Genomic DNA, 22,785 nt, shown 5'->3' with positions numbered 1-22,785 from the left:
ATACGCAACATTAGAGTAATAGGCAATAAAAATGGAGGAAACTGCCTTTTTTAATACACTTTTAAATAGTAATATGCACTTATTGAACAAATCAAAATAAAAGGACATACAATGAAATTCTCTTATGTTAACCCAACTCAAATCCATTTTGGCCAAGGTCAAATTGAGACTATTGCAACGTCTATCCCAAAAGATAAAAAAGTACTGGTGATTTACGGTGGTGGGTCTATTAAGAAAAATGGTGTTTATGACCAAGTTTGTGACGCACTGAAAGAGCACACATGGACAGAATTTTCCGGTGTTGAAGCAAACCCGACAGTAGAAACCTTAGACAAGGCAGTTGTTATCGCCAAGGAACAAGCAATTGATTATATTCTTGCTGTGGGTGGTGGTTCTGTCATTGATGGTGCAAAATACGTAGCCGCAGCAGCTAAGTACGACGGTGATGGTTGGGATATCTTGATTGGCAAACACCAAGTAACGGATGCGATCCCACTTGGCGCAATTCTAACATTGCCAGCAACCGGTTCTGAATCCAATTCAGGTTCTGTTATTACCCAAAAATCAACGCAAACTAAACTGCCATTTATGTCTCCGGCTGTACAACCTAAGTTTGCTGTACTTGATCCAGATTCAATGAAAACATTGCCAGAGCGTCAATTAGTGAATGGTATTGTCGATGCATGGGTACACGTTTGTGAACAATATCTAACCCTACCAACGGGTGCGATGGTTCAAGACGGTTATGCTGAAGCATTACTTAAAAATTTACTAAAATTAGCAGAGCAATACGGTGAACGTGATAACAACGAATGGCGTTCGAACCTGATGTGGACAGCAAACCAAGCACTCAATGGCTTAATTGGTTCTGGCGTAACGCATGACTGGGCAACGCACATGATTGGTCATGAATTAACAGCCTTATACAATGTTGATCATGCGCGTTCATTATCTATCATCCAACCCTCTTTACTGCGTAACCAAATTGCAACAAAACGCGCTAAACTAGAACAATTAGGGTCCAATGTATTTGGCTTAGCAGCGTCTTCGGATCTCGCTGAGCGTACCATTGTAGAAATAGAAAATTTCTACCGCAGCGTACAACTACCTACCGAATTAACTGAACACGGCGATGATAAAGCTGCCGCGATTGATACCATCATCAAACAGCTTGAAACTCACGGCATGGTTGCGCTAGGTGAAAACCAAGCGATTACCCTAGAAGTTTCTCGTCAAATATTAGAAGACGCAGTGAAGTAATAACACCCTCGATAAAAACGCGTTCTAATAGCAAAAACCAATACTGTTAATCTGGTATTGGCTTTTGGGGTTGTAGATTGCTAACGCGCCATTGAAGGCCTTAGCCCAGTAAGTGCTATAGGTACTACTGGCATCTACATATTCAACCAGCCCTTCTGTTCCAGTACTGGCTCCGTTTCTTCGCTATTGAACATAACGTTAGGCGCTATATTGGTGTATACACCTTGTTAGCTAACGTTAATACTCGTCTTAATATCTTGTTTAATAAGCCACGCTGTCATTTCCACTCGCGTACAAGTGCCTATACTTGGGCTAACATTGGTTATTCGACCAACTATACATCGCATTCATTAACCGTGTGCGTTGATATTAAACAGTGTGCAAATTTTATTGAATTGGTAAACGTAAACCATTAAAATTACGACTTTTTATAACTCAACCAGCAAGGGAATACTCAAAATGGAAAAGAGCATTTTTCAGTTTATCTGGAAATATTCTAAAAAAAATCAGTTGCTTCTCACCGCTATCACGCTCCTGACCTTCCCCATTCTGTACGTTTCGCTAGAGTTACCTAAACGCATTATCAACGATGCTATTGGGGGAACGGGTGAAGATGTGTCTTTGCTGGGCATGACATTAAGTCAGATCGAGTTTTTGATGGTGCTTTGTATTGCTTTTCTATTAGCAGTATTAGCCAATGGGTTATTGAAGATGCGCCTAAACACCATGAAAGGTGTGTTGTCCGAACGATTATTACGTCGATTTCGTTTTCAACTGGTCACTCGAATATTAAGATTTCCGCGTTCCTATTTCCACACCACAAGCCAAGGAGAATTGGTTTCGATGGTGACATCAGAAGCGGAACCTATGGGCTCATTTATGGGCGATATGCTGTCACAGCCAGTGTTTCAGGCTGGGCAGATGCTGACAATTCTGACGTTTCTATTTGCCCAAAGCTTCTGGTTTGGGCTTGCGTCCATCGCGCTTATTCCGTTGCAGGCATGGATCATCCCCAAATTACAGCGCCAGATCAATGTGTTGAATAAATCCAGAATACAAGAAATTCGCAAATTGGCCGCTGATATTGGCGAAACAGCGGCAGGTGTCAGCGATATTCGTCTGAACGGCGGGATGCGTCACAGACTGTCATTGTTTTCTAATCGTTTGGGTAACCTGTTCGGCATTCGTTTTCAGATTTATCAAAAGAAATTTTTTATGAAGTTCCTGAACAACTTCATCAATCAATTAACACCGTTCTTTTTCTATTCTGTTGGTGGCTATTTAGCGATCAAAGGAGAGATCACAGTTGGTGCCTTGGTTGCCGCGCTCGCAGCCTACAAAGACCTGTCTTCGCCTTGGAAAGAGCTGTTGACTTATTACAACCAAACCCAAGATATGGCGCTTCGCTGGGAGGTGGTGACCGAACGTTTCGCGCCAAATACACTGGTAAGAGACGAGTTGTTTGATGGTGAGCCTGATACGGTGACAAGCCTTAATGGTGATATCGAACTGAAACGTGTGACGGTATTCGATGAAGACGGACATTCGGTACTAGAAGATATTAGCTTAACCATTCCAAAAGGCGCACGCGTTGCAATCAAGACAAATAGTGAGGCTGCGGCACTTGCGTTTGCTGATTTATTAACACGTGAGGTGATTCCACAAAGAGGAACCGTGAAGATAGCAGGATATGAGATGAATGACTTACATCAAACAGTCATCGCCAACCGCATAGGATATGCTAGTTCCAAACCGCATATTTTTCAAGGGACACTCGGTGAAAACCTGTTAATGCCATTTAATTATGCGCCTATCTTAGGCGATGATATTTCGGCTGATGTGGCCGATTGGCAACAAGAGTCTGCGCGCGCAGGTAACAGTGTTGATCCGTTTGAGTCTGACTGGCTTGCCCCTCAAATAGCTGGATTTAAATCCTATGATGAAATCAAAGACTGGTGGTTCCAGTTGGTTGAAGCCATGGGTACCGACGATATGATGGTGCGTAGGGGGTTACGATCACGCCTTGATCCAGACACTCAGCAAGAACTGATAAAAGCCATTGTACAATTGCGACCCGAAATAGCTAAGCGCTTAACGAAGGCGGGGGTGGATGATATTGTGCATGCCTTTCACCCAGAAAAATTCAACCCTGTATCCCCCTTGGGTAGCAACCTGCTTTATGCTGTACCCACAAAAATGCTGACACAAGTAACCCTATCACAAGAAAATAATTTCGTACAGATGTTGGAAGATGAAGGGATTGCCGATTACCTTGCACACATGTCTGCCAATCTAATCGAAGGGCTGACCGAAACATTTGGCACCGATGGTACTGATCATCCGTTGTTTCGTCGTTTGAATATGAACGAAGATCTTTATCATCAGCTTAGAGTGATCGTAGCAAAAAGACGCTTAGTTGGTCAAAGTGGTTTGTCACACGAAGATTTTGCATTGATGTTGACGGTACCCTTTGCGTTTTCTGCCGAACAGATTGGACCCTCTTTCACTGATGAGTTTAAAGCGCGGATTGTGCAAATTAGGATAAAGAGTGCCGCAGAAATGGTTGTAAAGTTAGATGGCTTGTTTAAGCCAATTGACCCACAGCAATATTTCCCGGTTATGTCGGTGCTTGGCAATGCTATTTTCGGCCGTATTTCAAGTTTGGCTGGTGCCCGTGAGAAGTTGATTGAAGATACGATTGTTGACGTCCTGACGGAGCATGGTCTAAGGCGACTGGTCGCGCAATCCCTATATGATGTTGCGACTACCCAAGGGGGAGAAAATCTTCCCGCAGTGTTCAGGGAACGCCTGGCGTTCAGCCGGGCCGGGATTAAGAAGCCTGATATTCTGATCCTTCGAAATGCATTGGCTAGCCACGACGGTGAAGCTCGTGCCTTGACGCGCGAACGTATTAGTGAATTGATGCCTGACACCACCCAGATTTTCATAGAAAACCACTTCCCCAATCCAGACAGTTACGATTTGTTTGTCGACATTGTGGATGGGCGCATTGATGGTATTGCACGTCAAGATGAACTTCAAGATGAAGATGCGCGTCAGGATCTAAACCGTAAATTACGCATCGTAGCGCAGACAGAATTATTTGCAGGGCTTGATCGCAAACAACAACGTCTGCTCGCATTTAGTGCGCAATGGTACAAAGTAAAATCGGGACACGTTATTTTTAGTGCTGGTGAAGAAGCAGATGCCTCCTATCTGTGTGTTAAGGGTTCATCTGGATTATATTGGCCAAAAAGTGAAGGTGAAAAACACTTAGTATCAGAAATTTTACCTGGACGATTGATCGGCGATTTGGCCCTCATCAATAACGAAGCACGTCTATTAGACTTAATTGCGATAGAAGACAGTGTATTTCTACGAATTGGTGCCAGTGAGTTACTGGCTGTGATCGAAAATGACGCGATGGTGGCGGCAAGCTTGTTACGCTCAGTTGCTGGACACTTGTCAGAGACGGCGACAAGTCTACGGGCAATGCGGGCATTTGCTGCTGAACGAGGGATCGATTTCACTGAATTCGACGAAAGGGATAAGGGTTAAGTGTTGGGTGTTGAATGTTGAATGTTGAGTAAAATAGTAGTCGGCGTTACAACCGACTAACTTAAAAAGCCGGCTTTAGAATCTAAAGAAGCTAAGGCAGGCTCTAACTCGCTATCACCGCTTTAGTTGCATCGAGCCCAAGACTTACCTATGCGCCAATCGGTGGTGCTGTTTGGGCAAAAAGATCAAAGCTTCGAGCCGCTTTTAACAGCGCTTGAAGGTTATCTAAACCGTCGATATTGATGCGATTACGGTACAACCCCCAGTCTAAGAAACAGGCTAAGCGTAATTCACCATCGGTGAACGGTGCTTGGCTGCTATAAGTACTATCATTCAAGTGAAGCAAGGCACTTTCAACTCGATCTTTATGACGGGTCAAATAGCTGCTTTGCTCAGGTGTGATCTGATCAAACTTTTCAAGAAAAAATAAGTTTACCGCAGCATCCAATACCGTATTTACATTACAAAATAAATTAAAGTCTTGAGCATCAGTTAAAAACTCTTTTCCTGACTGCTCACGTAAATACATTAAAATACTAGCAGAATCTGTTAAACCAATATCTTTACCAGCTTGCTGGTCTTGTAGAAAAGGCACTTTTTTCATCGGCGAAAGTTTTGCGCTACTATCAGCATCCGTTTCGATAAATTCACATTCTAAACCGCCGTTTAGTTGACCTTCCAATAATGCAATGCGGCAATGACGAACAAATGGCGACGTGTAGCTTCCGTATAATTTCATATTAATTCCTTGAATCACCTTTGGCCAAAACCGTTATTGGCTATTTGGCCGTTGCTTAAATCCTTTATCGTATTGGTAATGAGTGTGCCATTAAAGGTCTTTAAAGCACAAGGATGATTTCTTCTAATCGATGTGAATACTATGTCGATATAGAACACGATGGATTCTAGGGTGTTGAACTAATGGCAACAGGTTATCACCCGCCAGTCATGTTGAGCCGTGAGTTCAAGGTTAATTCACGGCTAATTTACGGCTAATTTACGGCTAATTTACGGCTAATTTTAGTGGGTACACTTGCAGCTTAGAGGAATAATGTTAAGTCATTTCTGCCCCTTTTCAGCTTAGAGTTTTTACTCACTCATTGTGAACACCAAGGGACTCTGTCGTACCATAACTACCAAGCGACTCTGTCGTTTTTATAATTACCAAGGGAAATTGACGGATCGAATTTTTAAGTAATCCTTTGAGTAGCACTGTGTACTTTTCAGAGGTTACTAAGGATGATCGTGATGAATTCCCGAATCCTCGCCTTGCTTGAGATACCCAAAAAACTAACTAAACTGAATGTGTACGCCCCACATGTAAGGAAAAGTTAATGGGTCATTGCTACAACACGATAAATATCAACGCACCTATCGACAAAGTTTGGGACACCATCAGTAACTTCCACGATTTATCATGGGCTGCAGGTGTGATCACTTCTTTGCGTATCGTCGGTGCGCAACATAGTTTTTCATACAGCATTGATGATGGTCCTGGCCCAATCGCTAAAGATGCGGTAGACAACTATATTGGCAGCGTTCAATTATCGCAGACACATAACGGCACGTTCGTTGAATGGCGTTCAAGTTTCGAGTCAACAAATAGCAAAGAAGTCGCTGAGTTCTGTGATCCTATTTACCAAGCGCTATTATCTGCATTGCAAGAAACATTCTCTTAGCGACATAAAATGTAACCTTTAACAAAAATAATCGTTAAAAAGGAAGCATTTCAGCTTCCTTTGGAAGCTCATGTCTCAACCATTACTACCCAGTGCATTACTAACCAATTCTATATTAAAAAACAAGTAGTTCCACATGGTAAGGCGTGTTAGCGATTATAAATCAGCTAACGCAATCTCAACCTTTTTAACCACGTTCTTCGGCACCCACTGACTCCACATCGCTTTGTTGTTCAATAAAAAGTTTTCTGCGGCATAATCACCAGCCACAACAATACGACCTTCTTCGCCACCTTTCGCTAATGTCGCTCGGATCTGGTTTGTCCAAAATTCGGGGGCCATATCCGGGGTGTTTTTTTCAATCATTGACGTCGCTGTAATTGTCGAATTACCCGGCACTTATTCAAACATACACAATACTTAATAAAAGTGAGTGGATAAGGATGCCAAGCGTGAAACGTGAATCAATGGAATTTGATGTTGTCATTGTCGGTGCTGGTCCAGCGGGGTTGTCTGCGGCCTGTCGCTTACATCAACTTGCACTTGAATCAGACACCGAACTGAGCGTTTGCGTACTCGAAAAAGCGGCCGATATCGGTGGCCATATCCTGGCGGGTACTATCTTTGAAACCCACGCATTAGACGAACTATTCCCCGACTGGAAAAATTTAAACACACCAGTGACTAACACAGTCAAACAAGATGATACCTGGTTACTCAAAAATGCAACCACAGCCCGCCGTGTCCCTAACATGTTAGTGCCATCAAGCTTAGACAACAAACATAACTATATCATCAGTCTTGGCGATTTATGTATTTGGTTAGCCAAGCAAGCTGAAGATTTGGGTGTCGAAATATTCACTGGTTTTGCCGCTAATGAATTAACATTTGATGACGATGGCAGCGTCAAAGGGGTGATCACGGGGGACATGGGTCGAGACAAACACGGTAATGAAAAAAACAATTTTATGCCGGGCATGGAACTCATTGGCAAATATACTTTAGTCACCGAAGGATCACGCGGTCATTTAGGCAAACAATTAATCGAAAAATACCAGTTAGATAAAGACGCCGATCCACAGCATTACGGACTGGGCATTAAAGAACTGTGGCAAATAGACCCAGCCCTGCATCATCCGGGATTAGTCATGCACAGCATCGGCTGGCCACTAGCTGAACACGGAGCCACAGGTGGTGGGTTTCTCTATCACGTTGGCAAAGATCAGGTTTACGTCGGTCTCATCACCGATTTAAACTACCAGAACCCCTACCTCAGTCCTTTCGAAGAATTTCAACGCCTTAAATTACACCCCACGTTCAGCCGCTATCTAAAAGGTGGAAAACGCCTTGCTTACGGCGCCAGAACCATCACCAAGGGTGGTTATAACAGCCTCCCTAAGATGGTGTTCCCCGGCGGCCTATTACTGGGTTGTGATGCGGGTACTTTGAATGTAGCTAAATTAAAGGGCACGCATACCGCAATGAAAACGGGCATGATAGGTGCTGAAGCTGTATTTGCAGCAATGGCGTTAGATCGCTATAAAGCCAACGAAAAACGAGAGCAAGGGCAAGAACAATACTTAAATAAAGCGTTAAACAAGGATGTAAAATTGAATAACGAGATCGATACAGGTAACAGCCTCGAACATTTCACCTTATTGTATAAAGCGTCATGGGTGTATCAAGAGTTATATCAATCCCGTAATTTTGCCCCCATCACCCACAGATGTAATGCCATGTTAGGCGTGGCTTGGTTTGAACAGAACATACTGCATAAAAGCTTACCCTTTACCCTGCACGATTCAAAACCAGACCATAGCCAATTACAAAAAGTCACTCAGTCGTTAGCAATCACTTACCCTAAACCAGATAACCTCTTAACCTTTGACCGCCTAAGTTCGGTGTTTTTAGCTCATATACAACATGATGCCAATCAGCCATGCCACCTTAAACTTACCGACCCCAGTATACCTATGAGTACTAACCTACCCCGCTTTGCAGAGCCTGCGCAACGTTATTGCCCAGCGGCAGTTTATGAAATAATAATCATCGACGAAGAAGTGAAATTCCAGATTAATGCTGAAAACTGTATTCACTGCAAGGCTTGCGATATTAAAGATCCATCACAAAACATCGTCTGGACACCAGCGGAAGGCGGTAGCGGGCCCAATTATTCCGGCATGTAATAAGCCCCTCCCTTATGATCTTACCCTACTATTCATAAACGTCAGGTATAAAAAAACGCCACCAATCAATGATTAGTAGCGCTTAATTAAGCTGTTTAATTAGCGCAGTGTGTTACGCAATTAACCAACTTTATCTAGCTTTACTGGGTTTTGCTTTACCACTTTTGCATTGATGTAGTCAGCAACCGCCGCTTGTTGTTCTTTGCTTAAGTACAAACCAAGCTTGGTACGACGCCATAATACGTCTTCTGCTTTCTTGGCAAATTCAGTTTCAATTAAGTAATCAATTTCACGACTGTAAACACCCTGGCCAAAGTGAATACCGAAATCAGCTTCAGATGTGCACCCCGCAAATAAGTCCCAAGAATCAGTGCCAAACTGATTAACATAACGCTTCGCTGTTTCAGGGTTTAACCATAAATGCTGTGAACAGATATTTTCAACTAATTGCGTACGTGGGTAATTAAAATCACCACCAGGAAGCGCTGTATCAGCTGTCCATGAATCACCCATTTTATCAAAGTACGGTGACATTAGTTTCATTGCCGACTCCGCTAGTTTACGGTAAGTCGTTAACTTGCCACCGAAGATAGATAGCAATGGCGCTTGTGTGCCTTCTTGCTCAATTTCCAGTGTGTAATCACGGGTGATTGCTTGTGGTGATGAAGATTCGTCATCACACAGTGGACGCACGCCGCTATAAGTCCAAACTACATCACTTGGTGCAAGTTGCTTAACAAAATGCTCGTTTACCACGTCAATCAGGTAATCAATCTCGTCATCAGAGATCGCGACTTTACGTGGGTCGCCAACATATTCAACATCTGTCGTACCGATAATAGAAAAGTCTTCCATGTAAGGAATAACAAAAACAATACGGTTATCTTTGTTTTGTAGAATGTAAGCTTGCTCTTCGTCATGAATACGCGGGACAACGATGTGTGAACCTTTCACCAAACGGATGTTACGTGGCGACTCTTCTTCCATGCTGTCATCGAAAAATTGTTTAACCCAAGGACCCGCTGCGTTCACTAATGCACGCGCAGTACGCTCAAAACGGACATTGGTTTGTTCGTTTAATATAGTGACTTGCCATAAACCATCTTTACGAACGGCTTTTTCTACACGGCAATAGTTTTCAACTTCGGCGCCGTTACGTTGTGCAGCCATGGCATTTAGGATCACTAAACGCGCATCATCAACCCAGCAATCTGAATATTCAAAACCTTTGGTAATTTCTTTTTTAAGTAAGCCTGATTTCGCTAAATTTATTTGTTTACTGCCTTCTAACGTTGTACGTTTACCCAAGTTGTCATACAAAAACAAGCCAGCACGAATGAGTAATGCAGGACGTAAAAAAGGACGATGTGGTAAACGGAAACGCATTGGTTTAACAATATGTGGCGCTTTCTTAAGTAATACTTCGCGTTCTGCTAATGCTTCAGATACCAGGCGAAACTCGTAATGTTCAAGGTAACGTAAACCACCATGAATTAATTTAGAGCTTGCTGATGACGTTGCTGAAGCAAAATCAGCTGCTTCATATAAACCAACAGTTAGGCCTCTGCCAGCAGCATCTGCTGCAATACCAGCACCATTAATACCGCCGCCTACCACGATCAGGTCTAACACTTTATTATTCATGTCATTGGTCATTACTTTCTGATTTCCATTATTCATACTAAACTCACTTTAATACATTCTTGTTTGAGCGAACGACCGCTATCGAACATCTGCAACTAATATAGAACACTTTGGTATTAAAATCACCACTTACTTTCGAGGTCGAGCATTTATTTTTACATTTCGAACATTATACGTTAACTTACCGATCATGAATGCTCGAATGGCTATTAAATATTAAAACCATGTCCACATGATGACAAAAATAGACCAAATAATGCGAAAACACATAAAAAATCCAAAAAAAAGAGCGCCACTCTATAAACACTTTCTATTTATATAACCGGCACTCTTTCTATCTAGACTCGGATGATGGCCTATTGGCAATCAAACTCAAACACGATTACAGTAAATCATCTTCTTCGTCATGACCTTCAGCCCATGACTGCGCCGCTTTAACCGCTCGTTTCCAACCACGGTAACGACGTTGACGCTTCACTTCATCATCGTGTGGTACAAATGATTTTTCGATAACTGCTTTATCAGAAAGTTCATCTAGACCATCCCAGAAACCAACAGCCAGACCAGCAAGGTATGCAGCACCTAGTGCAGTTACTTCTGTTACAGCCGGACGTAATACTGTTGTATTTAGTACATCCGCTTGGAATTGCATTAGGAAGTTATTTGCTACTGCACCGCCATCTACACGAAGTTCAGCCAATTTAATGCCTGAATCCGCTTGCATCGCATCCAGTACGTCGCGTGTTTGATAGGCAATACTTTCAAGTGTTGCACGGATAATATGGTTTGCACCCACACCACGTGTTAGACCAACAATCGTACCACGTGCATAAGCATCCCAGTACGGAGCGCCTAAACCAGTAAATGCAGGAACAACATAAACACCGTTTGATGAGTCTACTTTGGTGGCAAAATATTCTGAATCTTTTGCATCTGAAAGTAACTTCATTTCGTCACGTAACCATTGGATAGAAGCACCAGCCATAAATACAGCGCCTTCAAGTGCATAAGCAACTTCACCACGAGGACCACATGCTAAGGTAGTTAGTAGGCCATTTTTCGATGTTACTTTTTCTTTACCCGTGTTCATTAATAAGAAACAACCCGTACCATAAGTGTTTTTCGCTTGACCTTGCTCTACACACATTTGACCATAAAGTGCAGCTTGCTGATCACCGGCAATACCAGCGATAGGGATACGCGTACCGCCTTTACCACCAATATTCATTTGGCCGTACACTTCTGAAGAAGATTTTACTTCAGCCATCATAGATAGCGGTATATCTAGGATCTTAAGTAGTTTCTCATCCCACTGTAGTGTATTGATGTTAAACAACATAGTACGAGATGCGTTAGTGTGGTCTGTGACGTGAACTTTGCCTTGTGTCATTTTCCAAACTAGCCAAGTATCAACGGTACCGAACAGCAATTTACCAGCTTCAGCGTCGTCACGGGCCCCCTCTACATTATCAAGGATCCATTTTATTTTTGTACCAGAGAAGTACGGGTCAACAACCAGACCAGTATTTTCACGAACATACTCTTCAAAACCAGCGTCTTGTGCTTTTAATTTATCGCACATTTCTGCGGTACGACGACACTGCCATACGATTGCGTTATAAACTGGCTTGCCTGTTTCTTTATTCCAAACAATAGTCGTTTCACGTTGGTTGGTAATACCGATAGCGGCGATTTCATCGCTGGTGATACCTGTTTTCGCTAACACTTCAACTAACACTGAACTCTGAGTTGCATAAATTTCAAGTGGATCATGTTCAACCCAACCGGCTTGCGGATAGATTTGCGTAAATTCACGTTGAGAAACGCTGACAATATTTGCATCGTGGTCAAGAATAACGGCACGAGAACTAGTTGTACCTTGGTCTAAAGCAATAATGTATTTTTTATCAGTCATTATGAAGTCCTTTTAATTTCGTTTGGTAGAGTACTTTATACTTAATGTTTAAAGTAATAGGTCTTATTTAATTATATACCCAAGCATTTTTATGATGTTACGTATTGATTTACATGTTTATTTTATTTATTCGTTGTAAATAATATCGTATTCAAAGTTGGTTAGGTATTATTCAACATTTATTAAACAATGATTCATCGTTGTCAGATTATACTTTAGCAGCTTCACCTTCAGCGGATTCGTCATCACACTGGTTTGGGATAGTACAACCGTGACCTGCTGATGGTAGATATTGACCAATCACTTTTGGATATAACCAGCCACCGAAACATGCACCTACAATTGGGCCTAAGATTGGCACGATGAAGTAAGGAATATCTTTAGCACCTGTTAATGCATAGTCCCAACCTGCGAAGTAAGCGAATAGTTTAGGACCAAAGTCACGTGCAGGGTTCATTGCGAAACCAGTTAGTGGACCTAAAGACCCACCGATAACTGCAATTACTACACCGATAAGAATCGGGTTCATTGCACCGCGTCGATCGCCATTTTTTTCGTCACCTAACGCTAAGATAACGAACATTAATACGGCAGTAATTACAAATTCAACCGCAAATGCACCAATGAATGAGAGTGATGGGTGTGGGTAAGTTGAGAAGATACCCGCTGTCGATAATGCCGCTTCACTGCTACGTAGGAAACCGTTTGCGATTTCGTAGTCAGTAAATAAATTGCTATATAAGCCGTATACTAAAGCTGCTGAGCAGAAAGCACCGGATAGTTGCGCGAAAATATAAGGTAATACTTTGCTTTTATCAAATCCGTGGAAAGCTGCTAAAGCAATCGTCACGGCTGGGTTAATGTGAGCACCAGAAACACCAGCGGTACAGTAAATAGCAATGGCTACACCCATACCCCAGATAATACTGATTTCCCATTGACCAAAACTAGCGCCTGTTAATACTAATGCAGCTACACAGCCGACACCAAAAAAGATTAACAGTCCAGTACCAATAAACTCAGCTAGGCATTCGCCCATCAGAGTACGTTGTTTATTGTTAGCCATGATTCATTCCTTTGTTTTATTTTATTTTATTTTATGTAGGGTGTACACAATGTTCGTGTGGATTTGAATTTACACTTTAAATACATAATTAAAACAAATAAAGAATGAAAATGAGCGTTCGAGCACAAAAATACGCTAAAACGAGACATCCTGAATCAAATTACTTACAAAATACTCAGTATCGAGCTGGTTTGACCAGGTTATAGACTCTCACTAGTTAGACATAATACATTTTCTTAACATATCTATTACTTTAGTGATATTTATTGTTCGAGATGGAAGGCATTCTATTGAACCGAACCAACTTTTATGGGGGTATTACAGACGTTTTTTTAACGCTATTGAATTAGGGTTTCTGTGAGTTACTGCCATTAAAGTCGCCATACAACACCCGATTTTTACCCGCTACCTTAGCTTCATACAAGAGTGCATCAGCTTGCTTCATGATACTTTTGATTGATTTAATCTGATCAATTGATGACGTTGTCACGGCCCCACCAGACATGGTCACGTGAAACTCAATATCTTCACTGTAATGTGGTAAGTGCGCTACCGCTTCACAGATACGTTCAAATATATTAATTTGTTTATTATCTTTGTTATAAGCGATCAGCAAACCAAATTCTTCACCACCGAGACGTAATAATATGTCCTTTTCACGGATTTGTTGCTGAATAACGGTTGCAACTCGGAGCAATACGTCATCACCCACCGGGTGACCATACGTATCGTTAACGTGCTTAAAGTTATCTAGATCTATGATCATGAAAGAATAAAACTGATGACGTTCAATATTTTTCAGTTCAGCCATAAAACCACGGCGATTTAGCAGACCAGTCAAAGGGTCATGATGTGATTCAGTGGTTAATTTCTGCGATACCATACGTAAGTTCAAGGTATATAGCACCCACCCAGCCAGTACAATAGCAATAAAATAGAAAGCGATATCAACAATACTGTTTTTAATTAAATAGGTAAGTTGATCACTCATCGAGTTAGGCATAACTAAACGTAAATCGCTGGCCAAACCATCAAAACTGAGCGGTTCACTGAGTAGTGAATCACCAGGTATCGGTTTCGGATCATTAATAATGTGAAAGTCTGAGTCTATTCCGGCAACCAAATCTTCCCATAAAATATCCATATTAAGCACACCATAAAACTCTTTATTCATAAAAATAGCAATGGAAAAAGTAATCACGTCTTTATTTAAACTAAAATCTGCATACGGACCCGAAATGAAAATATGATTGCCCAGATTTTCAATACCCACACTGAATATTTTTTGCATATAAGGTCGTGTAAATAGTTTACTTTCAAATTCACTGGGCTTGATTACCAACGCATTATACTTTGGTGAGGTGATCACAAATTTATCCATAGAGATAAAATAAAGACTAATCACATCTTCTGCACGCCCGGCCAAAAATGTCATCATTGGTGCGATCTTTATGGTCTCAATGATCTTATCGTGTAATATCGAATTTGGCTCACAACCGGAACCATCACTCACCACTAAAAAATTGGTTTCAAAGTCGTACATTTGTTCCCGACTCCGATTTTTTGATATTTGACAGGTATTATCTTCGGTACGTTTGAAATTTAAGCTTGCCTCATTCGCTAATGGACTACTTAAGCTGTTCAGTTGTGACATGCCATATTGGATAGCTTGAAGTTGATAGAAAAGCTCACCTAAACGCCCCTCTACCACCTGAAATGATTGTTGAAATTTATCTAACTGTTTGCTCTCAGAACGGTTGATCTGATAAATAATAATGACACTGATAATAACAACTAAGTAAATAACAACTCTATTTTTCAAAACACACCCGTTCTTCGCATAATTTGGGCTAAAGATGATATACCGATTACATCGCAATGACTATATACAATATAGTATTAATAAGTAATTTAAACATTATGTTACGATAATACATAAATTTAAAGCGTAATCTAACGTCTGTTATCACATTACCAACACAAATGGAGAATAAAAACTAATCATAAAAGAATGATTTATTAGACAAAAAAGGCCACATCAAGCGACCTTCTCATTTATTGATGAGAATTGTATTCGTTCAGAGCTTGTCGACCTATGACCAGAACAACCACGCCACTATCGACAATACAAAGATACAAATTAAGTTGAGGTAGATACCTACACGCATCATTTCAGATTGGTTAACCTTGCAGGGGATCACAGTTGAGCAACGGCACATTTTATTTTTAGATGGTGCCAAACTTACTAATCTTAAGTATCGACAATAACCATTAATTGGTAGGTAATTTACTCCTATAATCAACGACTTTCAATAATCAAAACTAATAATTGGTGCAATTACTCTAAAAAATATATAAGAATGGTGCAGCGTGACAGCTATAGCCATATTTCTGATCTATTTTGAAATGATTTACACTGTAACGAACCATGCTACAGCTAACTTATCGTCAGTGACTCACCATAATAGAAATTGTAAATCACCAAAAGACACTTCCAGAAGTACATTCAAGAAGTCTTGCTGGATTCAAGTAATAAGTGCAGCACAATTGTGACTGACATAAAAAAACCCGTTATCTGCTTTAGATAACGGGTTTTTCGCTAATAGACTAAGCTATTATTTATCTGCACGACTCATGAACTTGTGGTCAGTCGTATTGATCTTGATTTTTTCGCCGCTAGCGATGTATTCAGGTACTTGTACCGTAAGGCCAGTAGAAAGGATCGCTGGTTTAGTACGCGCACTTGCCGACGCACCTTTAATTGACGGGTCAGTTTCTACAATCACCATTTCAACCGCAGAAGGTAGCTCGATAGAGACCGGCTTGCCGTCAACAATAAGTACTTGAAGGCCTTGCGTGTCTTCTGTGATGAATAGTAACTCATCAGCAATTGTTGCTTTATCTAGGCTGTAAGGTGTGTAGTCTTCTGTATCCATGAATACATATTCGTCACCGTCAGAGTAAGAGAATATAACTTGGCTACGTGTAAGATCAGCAAGGTTAAGGTTGTCGCTGTCTTTAAATACTACATCAATTTTTGACCCTGTAACGACATCGTACAAGCGCATGCGGTAGATGCTGCCACCGGCACGGCCTTGTGGTACTGAGCGCTCGATATCACGGATGATGTATACGCCGTTATTATATTCAACAGCGGTATTCTTTTTAACGTCACTTGCCTTTGGCATTTTAGGTATTCCCTATAATAAGTTGTGTATAGAAAATAGCATAAAGGCTAAATCAGACCAAGCACTGCAACAAGGAAGCGCCGACTTCTTCACCATTTTTAACGACTTTATTGTATTACTAAACAAATATCTATTTAAGCATACCTTGGCTCACCGCCTTCTCAATGTTTTCTAAACCAGCTCTTTGGTTAATTATGCACTTACCGATTCATCTTATAATTTAAACTGTGTTTCACCATCGGCCATTCGTGATCAATAATTGAAAACACCACCGTATCGCGGTAGTGGCCATCTTTGTCTTTTTTATGATTACGTAGTACCCCATCTTGTTTCGCGCCTAAACGCGCGATTGCAGCACGGGAAACATGGTTGTGCCAATGCGTTCTGAACTCAGTCGCAATCACATTTAACTGTTCAAAAGCATGCTGTAATAACAAATACTTACATTCTGTATTTACACCTGTTTGTTGATGACGTTTTGCATACCAAGTATAACCGATTTCAACACGGTCATTTTCAGGGCTTATTTCGCATAAACGTGTCGAACCGATAATATCGCCCGTTGCATTATCAACAACCACAAAAGGTAATGCGAGACCCAATGAATGATCGTTTAATGCTTTTTCAATATACATATCGATTGTTTCAGCCGTTGGTATACTGGTAAACCATAACTCCCACAAGTTGCCATCAGATGCCGCTTCGATCAATGCATCCGCATGCTTTCGCTGCAATGGCATTAACGTCACGATAGTACCAACAAGTTTGGTTTCTTCTAACCAAGTATGATTATCCATGTTTAACAGTTCCTCAGATTGACACAATGACAATCCACCCTATAAATGAGACAAAGTAATTTATAAAAATAGAAATAACAACCAAGTACCTATAAATGAGTATTTTATATACTTTAACATCACTCATATAATTAATATACTTACTATTTTCGACAGCATTAGAATATTTAAAGTTACGGTCACTTTATTTATATAGTTAATGTAACAACTTAAAGTGCGATGACCAGCTCGAATAATAGATAAAATCAACTCGATCTTCTAGGTTATACAATGAAAAGAAATGTAAAAAATAACAAATGGATAGAAGAGAAAGCTTGATTGAGCAACGTACCCTAGCGATTGACTTGTTACGTCGTCTTACGAATATGCTGGCAGCTTGTAATTCGATTGATGACGCGCAAATGATGACACCGAGTGATTCACCTCCGCTAGCAACACTCAAATCACCTTAGACAACGAGCTCAGCCAAAGGGATCAATTGAAAACCAGAACCAGCCCCTAAATCAACAGCAATACCAGAGGATGAGGGAGTAATATTCCTGCTTTTAAAGAACTCAACATTATTGCTTTTAGCTTCATCAAATCCACCCATTAGCCATGTATATACATCAGATAATAAGCTCTCGTAATGTTCTTCGACAGTAACCATAATACTACTCCTGTAAGTATTTTACCTTTAAGCACGCTACGACAAGCTGTTATTGTTCACGGGTATATATCCAATTCAAGTTAAAAAAAAGCCATCGCCGGAAAAACGTTCCGACGATGGTCTATGCAGCAGCGCTCTGCTTCCTAAACTCTAACTTTTGTCTTGATTGCGGCTAAAAAATCCGCGTATCATTCTGCCAATATCGCCGCCAAATTTGCCACTTTTCTGATTTTCTTTCAGCGACTGGGTGGTTTGATGACGGGTATTTAACGCCACGTTGCCCATTTCAGAACTGATATCGCTGCTGGTCAACTGGGTATCTCCAGCAACATTCAGGGTAACCCCCTGCTCACTGGATATTGAACTTGCTTCTGTCACCGTATCACTGTCAGCATATTCATACTCCCCCTTGAGTTGGATATCATTCGCAATGTTCTGAATTACACTGTTTTTATTCGGTGCTGCATCGGCCTTTTTCTCAATACCGGTTTGCAGACCGACTTTGTAACTGCTGTCATGTGTTAGCTGGCTATCAACCTGCAATCCACCAGCAACATTAGCGGTCACCTGCTGGCCGCTTACATTCGCACCGGTAAGTGTAAAATCTTTCGCACTGTCGAGGTTCACATCAGTCCCGCTGATGCGGCTATTATCATAATGGTGACTGTCCTGTTTTTCATAGCCCCCTTTAAGACCTATTGCACCGCCCAGTTTCGAACCTGAATCAGTAGCTTCCGTTTTGGCCGTTGTTGATGCCATGTCACCGCCGAGGTTTAACCCAAAGTTCCACCCGCTGCCGTGGTTTTCATCATCCGCACTGACGATAACGACACCGCCGTTTTCGGCATTAATATCAACATGCAGCCCGTCCATCTGGGTGCCTTTCAGTGATAATGCCTGATCATTCCCAGCCCCTGCAGTCACTGATACATCACCCTGACTCGCGATCACTGCGCCTGTTTCTTTCATTTGCGTATTCGCCGAGTGGTCTAAAACCACACCCATGCCTAAATTGCCTTTATTCACCGATGATTCATCCCCCTGATTCTGGCCACCACCGATATTAAGGTTACCGGCATAGCGTCCCTTCTCATGGCTTTCAGTTGCCGTTGCCGCACTGATATTCACCTGTCCGTTAGCCGCAATAGTGACCGAACCGGCTTGCTGATCTGTACTGCCAATCTGACTGCCCTGCAGAGTGAGATCACGACCGGCCTTTAATTCAACACCGCCCTGACCATTAAGCTCACTAACAACGCCCTCGGTAGTGCTGTCAACATTATTGGCATAACCGCCTTTGATGCTGCCACCCAGATCTTTCGCATTTGGAGTAACACCGACTTTGGCAGTGATCGCCAGATCAAAGTCACGGCCGGTATCTGATGATGAGTTTGTAGCCTGCTCAATAGTCAGATCATTGCCTGCACTGATCTGTGCTTTGCCCTGGCCGCCGTCAACATGCGTTCCCTGGTAACTGGCATCTTCTTCAACCTTAATGTTTACTCCGTTTTTAGCAGTAATATGACCAACCTGCGCCGTTTTACTCTGCTGCTGGTGTTGTTTATTACTGCCGTTACCCTGCACCCCGACCTTAATATCGTGGCCTGTTGAGGTCGCAACCTGCACAGATCCGCCGCCGCTGATCTCACTGCTGTTCATCTCAGTAGTATTAAAGGCCGATTCACTTTGATGTTCACGAGCACGGATCTCAATACTGCCGTCACTGGCTTGGTAATCGGTGCCTTGATCATGAAGTTTATTGGCCACATTGATCTCGATAATGCCGGCCTTGATCTGGGTTGCCTTAGCCTGAGTGCTGTGACTGTCAGACTGGTTATTGGTCACTTTCGTCGCGACATCAACGCCCGCCTGTGGCATGGCAAAGTCAGCCTTAGCGAGATCCTTGATAGCACCACCGATCTCTTTGATCGCATCGGTGGCTATCTCAATCTTCCCCGGAATATCCTGATCGAGTACGGTATTGACCGCATTACCGACTTTTGTTGCCTGTGACCAGCTTGGTTTACCTTTATTATCAATCAACTCTTTTCCGACACTCACGACATCCGTCACAGCACCTTTAATGGCCTCAGCACTGCCTTTGACATCCAACTGAATTAAGGTTTCGATCGCCCCTTCAATTGGTTTGGTCACACCGGCATAGTTGACTTCAACACCGACTTCAACGCCGACCTTAAGCGTCTTGTTATGTTCGGTCAGCGAATCTTCTGCCGCCAGATTTTCAAGTTCATTAGCACTGACCCGATAAGTACCCGCCACATCATGTTGAGTACCCTGTTGGGTCACTTTTTCTGTTGCGTGCACGTTCAAGTCACCGGCAATATCAGTATGGCTGACTTTAGCTGTGCTCTGGCTTGAATTTTCCTGCTCCTTTGTATAATCCACTTTAGCCGCCACACGTCCTTTCTCTATACCGCCCGAGAAATATAAACCGCCACCGACGGCGGTATGTTCATGATCGATCACAGTAGTATCTTCATCGGCCAGGAACGCGACGTTTTTTGCACTGATATTGGCATCGCCAACGGTTGTGTTCAGATCAGATCCTGTCACTGTTACCGTATCTGCCGCGTGCAGATTAACGTCACCGCCGGTAACGGTTGAACCAACCAACTGAGTACTGGTTTGATCAGTTTTATCTCTGTTATGGGTAATATCAAAGCCAACTTTGTACTGTTTGTTGCCGTCTTTTTCGGCATAGCCCTTAGCGGTGAGTGCGGTCTTTTCCTCAACAACATGCGTCCGATCTGCAGCGCCGTCAATATTGATATCACCGGCTGATGTGATATTCAGACTACCATGAGTGTTAACAGTGCTGGCCCGGACAGTGACATCCTTACCACTGACGATATCAAGAGAGGTTTCAGCTACGACTTCACTGCCGAAAACCTTATCAATCTGCTGATCACTTTTACCTGATCGGTTGGTAATATTAAAGATAGTGCCATTACGGGAGCTATTGCTGTCTGTGCTGGTATTGACGGTATTGTTAATCACGATCTCACCCTCATTGGCATGGATAATTCCACCCTGCTCAGATTTTATCTGGCTTCCAGTGATCTTAACCCCTGCATCCGCAGCGATTATGATCTCGCCACCAGCCTGAAAGACAGAAGCATGGCCGTTTTGTTCTCTGTGTTTATCACTGCTGTTTGATCCGCCGCCAATGCCGCCCCAGTATTTTTTATCATCCGAATGCAGCTGTTCGGAGACGGTTTGCTGCACACCGACAGTTAATGTCTGCTCGGTCAGAACGGTTAAATCGTCACCCGCATTGATCTGCGTCGCCTGCGCCGTGATATTGCCACCAGCGATAATTTGAACGGACCCCGCAGTTGATAGCTTACTCGCTGTAAGTGTCTGCTTACTTTCTTTGCTTTCCTGCGTACCTGTCAGCAGTTTTGCCGTATGATTTTTGTGGTAAATTTTCTCTTGATGACTATCATCCGCCACCAGTGCGTCTAACATAATATCTTTTTTCGCTGTTAAGCGAATACCGTCTTGCGCTATGAGCTGCGCACCACTGACACTCAGATCACCCTGCTCCGATGTCATTGTAATGCTCTTCGTCGCGTTTAAATGAGTACCATGCTGCTGTTCCTGAACATCTTTCTGAGATTTATTCTGTACCCAGGAATAAAACCAACGGTCATCCGTATGCTCTACCGTTTGCGTTGTTTTTTGACCGTCTAACACTAAGCTGCCACCCGTTAGATTGATGGTGTCACCGCTGATATTTGTTGCTGAAATACGATTTTCCTGCGCTGCAATCAGGGTGATATTTTTACCCTCGATCTCAGTTTGGATCAGCTTTTCATGGGTTTCTTTCTGGTTTACATCGATAGCACCACGGTAGTTTTTATAGTTTTCATCACCGTCTTTATCGATCTGCTCACTGACGATCTTACCTTTGGTGCGCAGAGTATCTGCGGTAAGATTGATGTCGTCACCACGCAGTTTCGCCGCTTCAATGCTCAGTTCACCTGCGGCATCAACATCAATGCTAGCACTGGCTGTCAGGCTCCCGCCAAGATTGACACCACTACCTGCAGCGGTATTAACAATCTTGATCTTACCGGCCTGCATGCTGCCAAGGTAATAGCTGTCGAGTGCAGAGTCCGTAAATGTATCCGCTTTTACTAACTGCGCATCCTGATCCACAATATTTTGACCTGTGATTGCAGTGATGCTTTGCTGCGCAGTGATGACACCACGACTATTTATAGTGGGTGCTATCAGTTGCAGGACCTGATTAGCATGCAAACCTGCATTGCCGATATTCAGTGAGTTTGAATTATTGGTTGTGCTGTAACCGTCAATGGCACCCAGCTTTAATAATGGCGTGGCAACAGCCAGTGTGGCCGAATTAGTATTAATAAAACCACAGCCATCACAGGTGATCCCGTTAGGATTAGCGAGTACATAGTCAGCCGCCATGCCAAAGATTTCCTGTGCTCCCAGCAATAACGAGGGGTTTCGGCTAATAACTTCATTCAAAATAATGGAGGCTGCCTGACCATGTAAAAACCCATTAGCCTGCAGTTGCCCGGCTAACACGGACTGCCCGGCTGACGTTGAATTATTTAAAACTGCACCCGGTGTGTTCACATTAAAGCTTTTATACTGGTTATGGGATAAACCAGAAGCATTGGGCGCGACAATGTTAACAACTAATGCACCGTTCCTTGCTGTTGTTACGTCTGGCAAGTGCAGTGCGTCCCCTGCGGCCACAATGCCAGGTGCCGCGAATACTGTCGAAGACGTTAATGCAATCATTAGCGTGACGGTCATTTTACCTGAAGCGGAAAGTTTAAAATTCATA

At 42.5% G+C, this 22,785-nt stretch carries 15 protein-coding genes; 5 read left to right on the top strand and 10 right to left on the bottom strand.

Annotation, left to right across the window (positions count from 1 at the left end):
* The first annotated feature begins 111 nt into the window (after positions 1 to 111).
* Positions 112 to 1,260: an iron-containing alcohol dehydrogenase gene (locus MORIYA_RS02185; protein ID WP_112712329.1), complete on the top strand. Its 1,149-nt coding sequence runs from the start codon at positions 112 to 114 to the stop codon at positions 1,258 to 1,260.
* A gap of 459 nt (positions 1,261 to 1,719) precedes the next feature.
* Complete coding sequence (locus MORIYA_RS02180; RefSeq protein ID WP_112712328.1) at positions 1,720 to 4,818, top strand: ABC transporter transmembrane domain-containing protein; 3,099 nt, start codon at positions 1,720 to 1,722, stop codon at positions 4,816 to 4,818.
* Positions 4,819 to 4,966: 148 nt separating this feature from the next.
* Here MORIYA_RS02180 and MORIYA_RS02175 read toward each other — a convergent pair whose 3' ends face one another.
* Complete coding sequence (locus MORIYA_RS02175) at positions 4,967 to 5,557, bottom strand: glutathione S-transferase family protein (RefSeq protein WP_112712326.1); 591 nt, start codon at positions 5,555 to 5,557, stop codon at positions 4,967 to 4,969.
* Positions 5,558 to 6,152: 595 nt separating this feature from the next.
* On the opposite strand from MORIYA_RS02175, the gene MORIYA_RS02170 reads away from it, so the two are divergent.
* The gene (locus MORIYA_RS02170) at positions 6,153 to 6,497 is read left to right on the top strand and encodes an SRPBCC family protein (RefSeq protein ID WP_112712324.1); all 345 of its coding nucleotides are present in this window, start codon (positions 6,153 to 6,155) and stop codon (positions 6,495 to 6,497) included.
* Between the two features lie 156 nt (positions 6,498 to 6,653).
* Here MORIYA_RS02170 and MORIYA_RS02165 read toward each other — a convergent pair whose 3' ends face one another.
* Entirely contained in the window at positions 6,654 to 6,863 is a 210-nt protein-coding gene (locus tag MORIYA_RS02165; RefSeq protein WP_232011474.1) for a type 2 periplasmic-binding domain-containing protein, read from the bottom strand.
* 101 nt (positions 6,864 to 6,964) lie between these two features.
* Here MORIYA_RS02165 and MORIYA_RS02160 point away from each other — a divergent pair, with 101 nt between their 5' ends.
* Positions 6,965 to 8,683 (top strand): electron transfer flavoprotein-ubiquinone oxidoreductase, encoded by a 1,719-nt coding sequence (locus MORIYA_RS02160; RefSeq protein WP_112718378.1) that lies wholly within the window; start codon positions 6,965 to 6,967, stop codon positions 8,681 to 8,683.
* 120 nt (positions 8,684 to 8,803) lie between these two features.
* On the opposite strand, the gene glpD is transcribed toward MORIYA_RS02160, so the two are convergent.
* From glpD to MORIYA_RS02130, 6 genes are all read right to left on the bottom strand, one after another.
* On the bottom strand, positions 8,804 to 10,363 hold the full coding sequence (glpD, locus tag MORIYA_RS02155; RefSeq protein ID WP_232011473.1) for a glycerol-3-phosphate dehydrogenase: 1,560 nt from the start codon (positions 10,361 to 10,363) through the stop codon (positions 8,804 to 8,806).
* Positions 10,364 to 10,709: 346 nt separating this feature from the next.
* Positions 10,710 to 12,242 carry a glycerol kinase GlpK gene (glpK, locus tag MORIYA_RS02150; protein WP_112712320.1) on the bottom strand — a complete coding sequence of 511 codons (1,533 nt, stop codon included), beginning with the start codon at positions 12,240 to 12,242 and terminating at the stop codon, positions 10,710 to 10,712.
* Between the two features lie 208 nt (positions 12,243 to 12,450).
* Positions 12,451 to 13,308, bottom strand: coding sequence for an MIP/aquaporin family protein (locus MORIYA_RS02145; RefSeq protein ID WP_112712318.1), 858 nt, complete (start codon positions 13,306 to 13,308; stop codon positions 12,451 to 12,453).
* A gap of 346 nt (positions 13,309 to 13,654) precedes the next feature.
* Positions 13,655 to 15,130: a sensor domain-containing diguanylate cyclase gene (locus tag MORIYA_RS02140; RefSeq protein WP_112712316.1), complete on the bottom strand. Its 1,476-nt coding sequence runs from the start codon at positions 15,128 to 15,130 to the stop codon at positions 13,655 to 13,657.
* A 793-nt stretch (positions 15,131 to 15,923) separates the two neighbouring features.
* Positions 15,924 to 16,496: an elongation factor P-like protein EfpL gene (gene efpL / locus MORIYA_RS02135; protein WP_006032209.1), complete on the bottom strand. Its 573-nt coding sequence runs from the start codon at positions 16,494 to 16,496 to the stop codon at positions 15,924 to 15,926.
* Positions 16,497 to 16,696: 200 nt separating this feature from the next.
* Positions 16,697 to 17,293: a GNAT family N-acetyltransferase gene (locus tag MORIYA_RS02130; RefSeq protein ID WP_112712314.1), complete on the bottom strand. Its 597-nt coding sequence runs from the start codon at positions 17,291 to 17,293 to the stop codon at positions 16,697 to 16,699.
* A gap of 296 nt (positions 17,294 to 17,589) precedes the next feature.
* On the opposite strand from MORIYA_RS02130, the gene MORIYA_RS20695 reads away from it, so the two are divergent.
* Positions 17,590 to 17,745, top strand: coding sequence for a hypothetical protein (locus MORIYA_RS20695; RefSeq protein ID WP_162629215.1), 156 nt, complete (start codon positions 17,590 to 17,592; stop codon positions 17,743 to 17,745).
* On the opposite strand, the gene MORIYA_RS02125 is transcribed toward MORIYA_RS20695, so the two are convergent.
* Positions 17,742 to 17,942, bottom strand: coding sequence for a hypothetical protein (locus tag MORIYA_RS02125; protein ID WP_232011472.1), 201 nt, complete (start codon positions 17,940 to 17,942; stop codon positions 17,742 to 17,744). The two genes, MORIYA_RS20695 and MORIYA_RS02125, sit on opposite strands and share 4 nt — an antisense overlap.
* A 150-nt stretch (positions 17,943 to 18,092) precedes the next feature.
* On the bottom strand, positions 18,093 to 22,784 hold the full coding sequence (locus tag MORIYA_RS02120) for a hemagglutinin repeat-containing protein (RefSeq protein WP_112712312.1): 4,692 nt from the start codon (positions 22,782 to 22,784) through the stop codon (positions 18,093 to 18,095).
* Position 22,785: the final 1 nt, after the last annotated feature.

Origin of the sequence: Moritella yayanosii (assembly GCF_900465055.1) — a bacterium.
Lineage (GTDB): Bacteria > Pseudomonadota > Gammaproteobacteria > Enterobacterales > Moritellaceae > Moritella > Moritella yayanosii.
Note: the sequence above shows the minus strand (reverse complement) of the source record. Positions and strands in the feature narration are given on the sequence as shown.

Bases quoted from the DNA above. Each gene is read 5' to 3' on its own strand.
- MORIYA_RS02175 (WP_112712326.1), bottom strand. From the start codon at position 5,557: ATGAAATTATACGGAAGCTACACGTCGCCATTTGTTCGTCATTGCCGC.
- MORIYA_RS20695 (WP_162629215.1), top strand. From the start codon at position 17,590: ATGGATAGAAGAGAAAGCTTGATTGAGCAACGTACCCTAGCGATTGAC.
- MORIYA_RS02120 (WP_112712312.1), bottom strand. From the start codon at position 22,784: ATGAATTTTAAACTTTCCGCTTCAGGTAAAATGACCGTCACGCTAATG.
- glpD (WP_232011473.1), bottom strand. From the start codon at position 10,363: ATGAATAATGGAAATCAGAAAGTAATGACCAATGACATGAATAATAAA.
- efpL (WP_006032209.1), bottom strand. From the start codon at position 16,496: ATGCCAAAGGCAAGTGACGTTAAAAAGAATACCGCTGTTGAATATAAT.
- MORIYA_RS02185 (WP_112712329.1), top strand. From the start codon at position 112: ATGAAATTCTCTTATGTTAACCCAACTCAAATCCATTTTGGCCAAGGT.
- MORIYA_RS02180 (WP_112712328.1), top strand. From the start codon at position 1,720: ATGGAAAAGAGCATTTTTCAGTTTATCTGGAAATATTCTAAAAAAAAT.
- MORIYA_RS02170 (WP_112712324.1), top strand. From the start codon at position 6,153: ATGGGTCATTGCTACAACACGATAAATATCAACGCACCTATCGACAAA.
- MORIYA_RS02130 (WP_112712314.1), bottom strand. From the start codon at position 17,293: ATGGATAATCATACTTGGTTAGAAGAAACCAAACTTGTTGGTACTATC.
- MORIYA_RS02165 (WP_232011474.1), bottom strand. From the start codon at position 6,863: ATGATTGAAAAAAACACCCCGGATATGGCCCCCGAATTTTGGACAAAC.
- MORIYA_RS02145 (WP_112712318.1), bottom strand. From the start codon at position 13,308: ATGGCTAACAATAAACAACGTACTCTGATGGGCGAATGCCTAGCTGAG.
- glpK (WP_112712320.1), bottom strand. From the start codon at position 12,242: ATGACTGATAAAAAATACATTATTGCTTTAGACCAAGGTACAACTAGT.
- MORIYA_RS02160 (WP_112718378.1), top strand. From the start codon at position 6,965: ATGGAATTTGATGTTGTCATTGTCGGTGCTGGTCCAGCGGGGTTGTCT.
- MORIYA_RS02125 (WP_232011472.1), bottom strand. From the start codon at position 17,942: ATGGTTACTGTCGAAGAACATTACGAGAGCTTATTATCTGATGTATAT.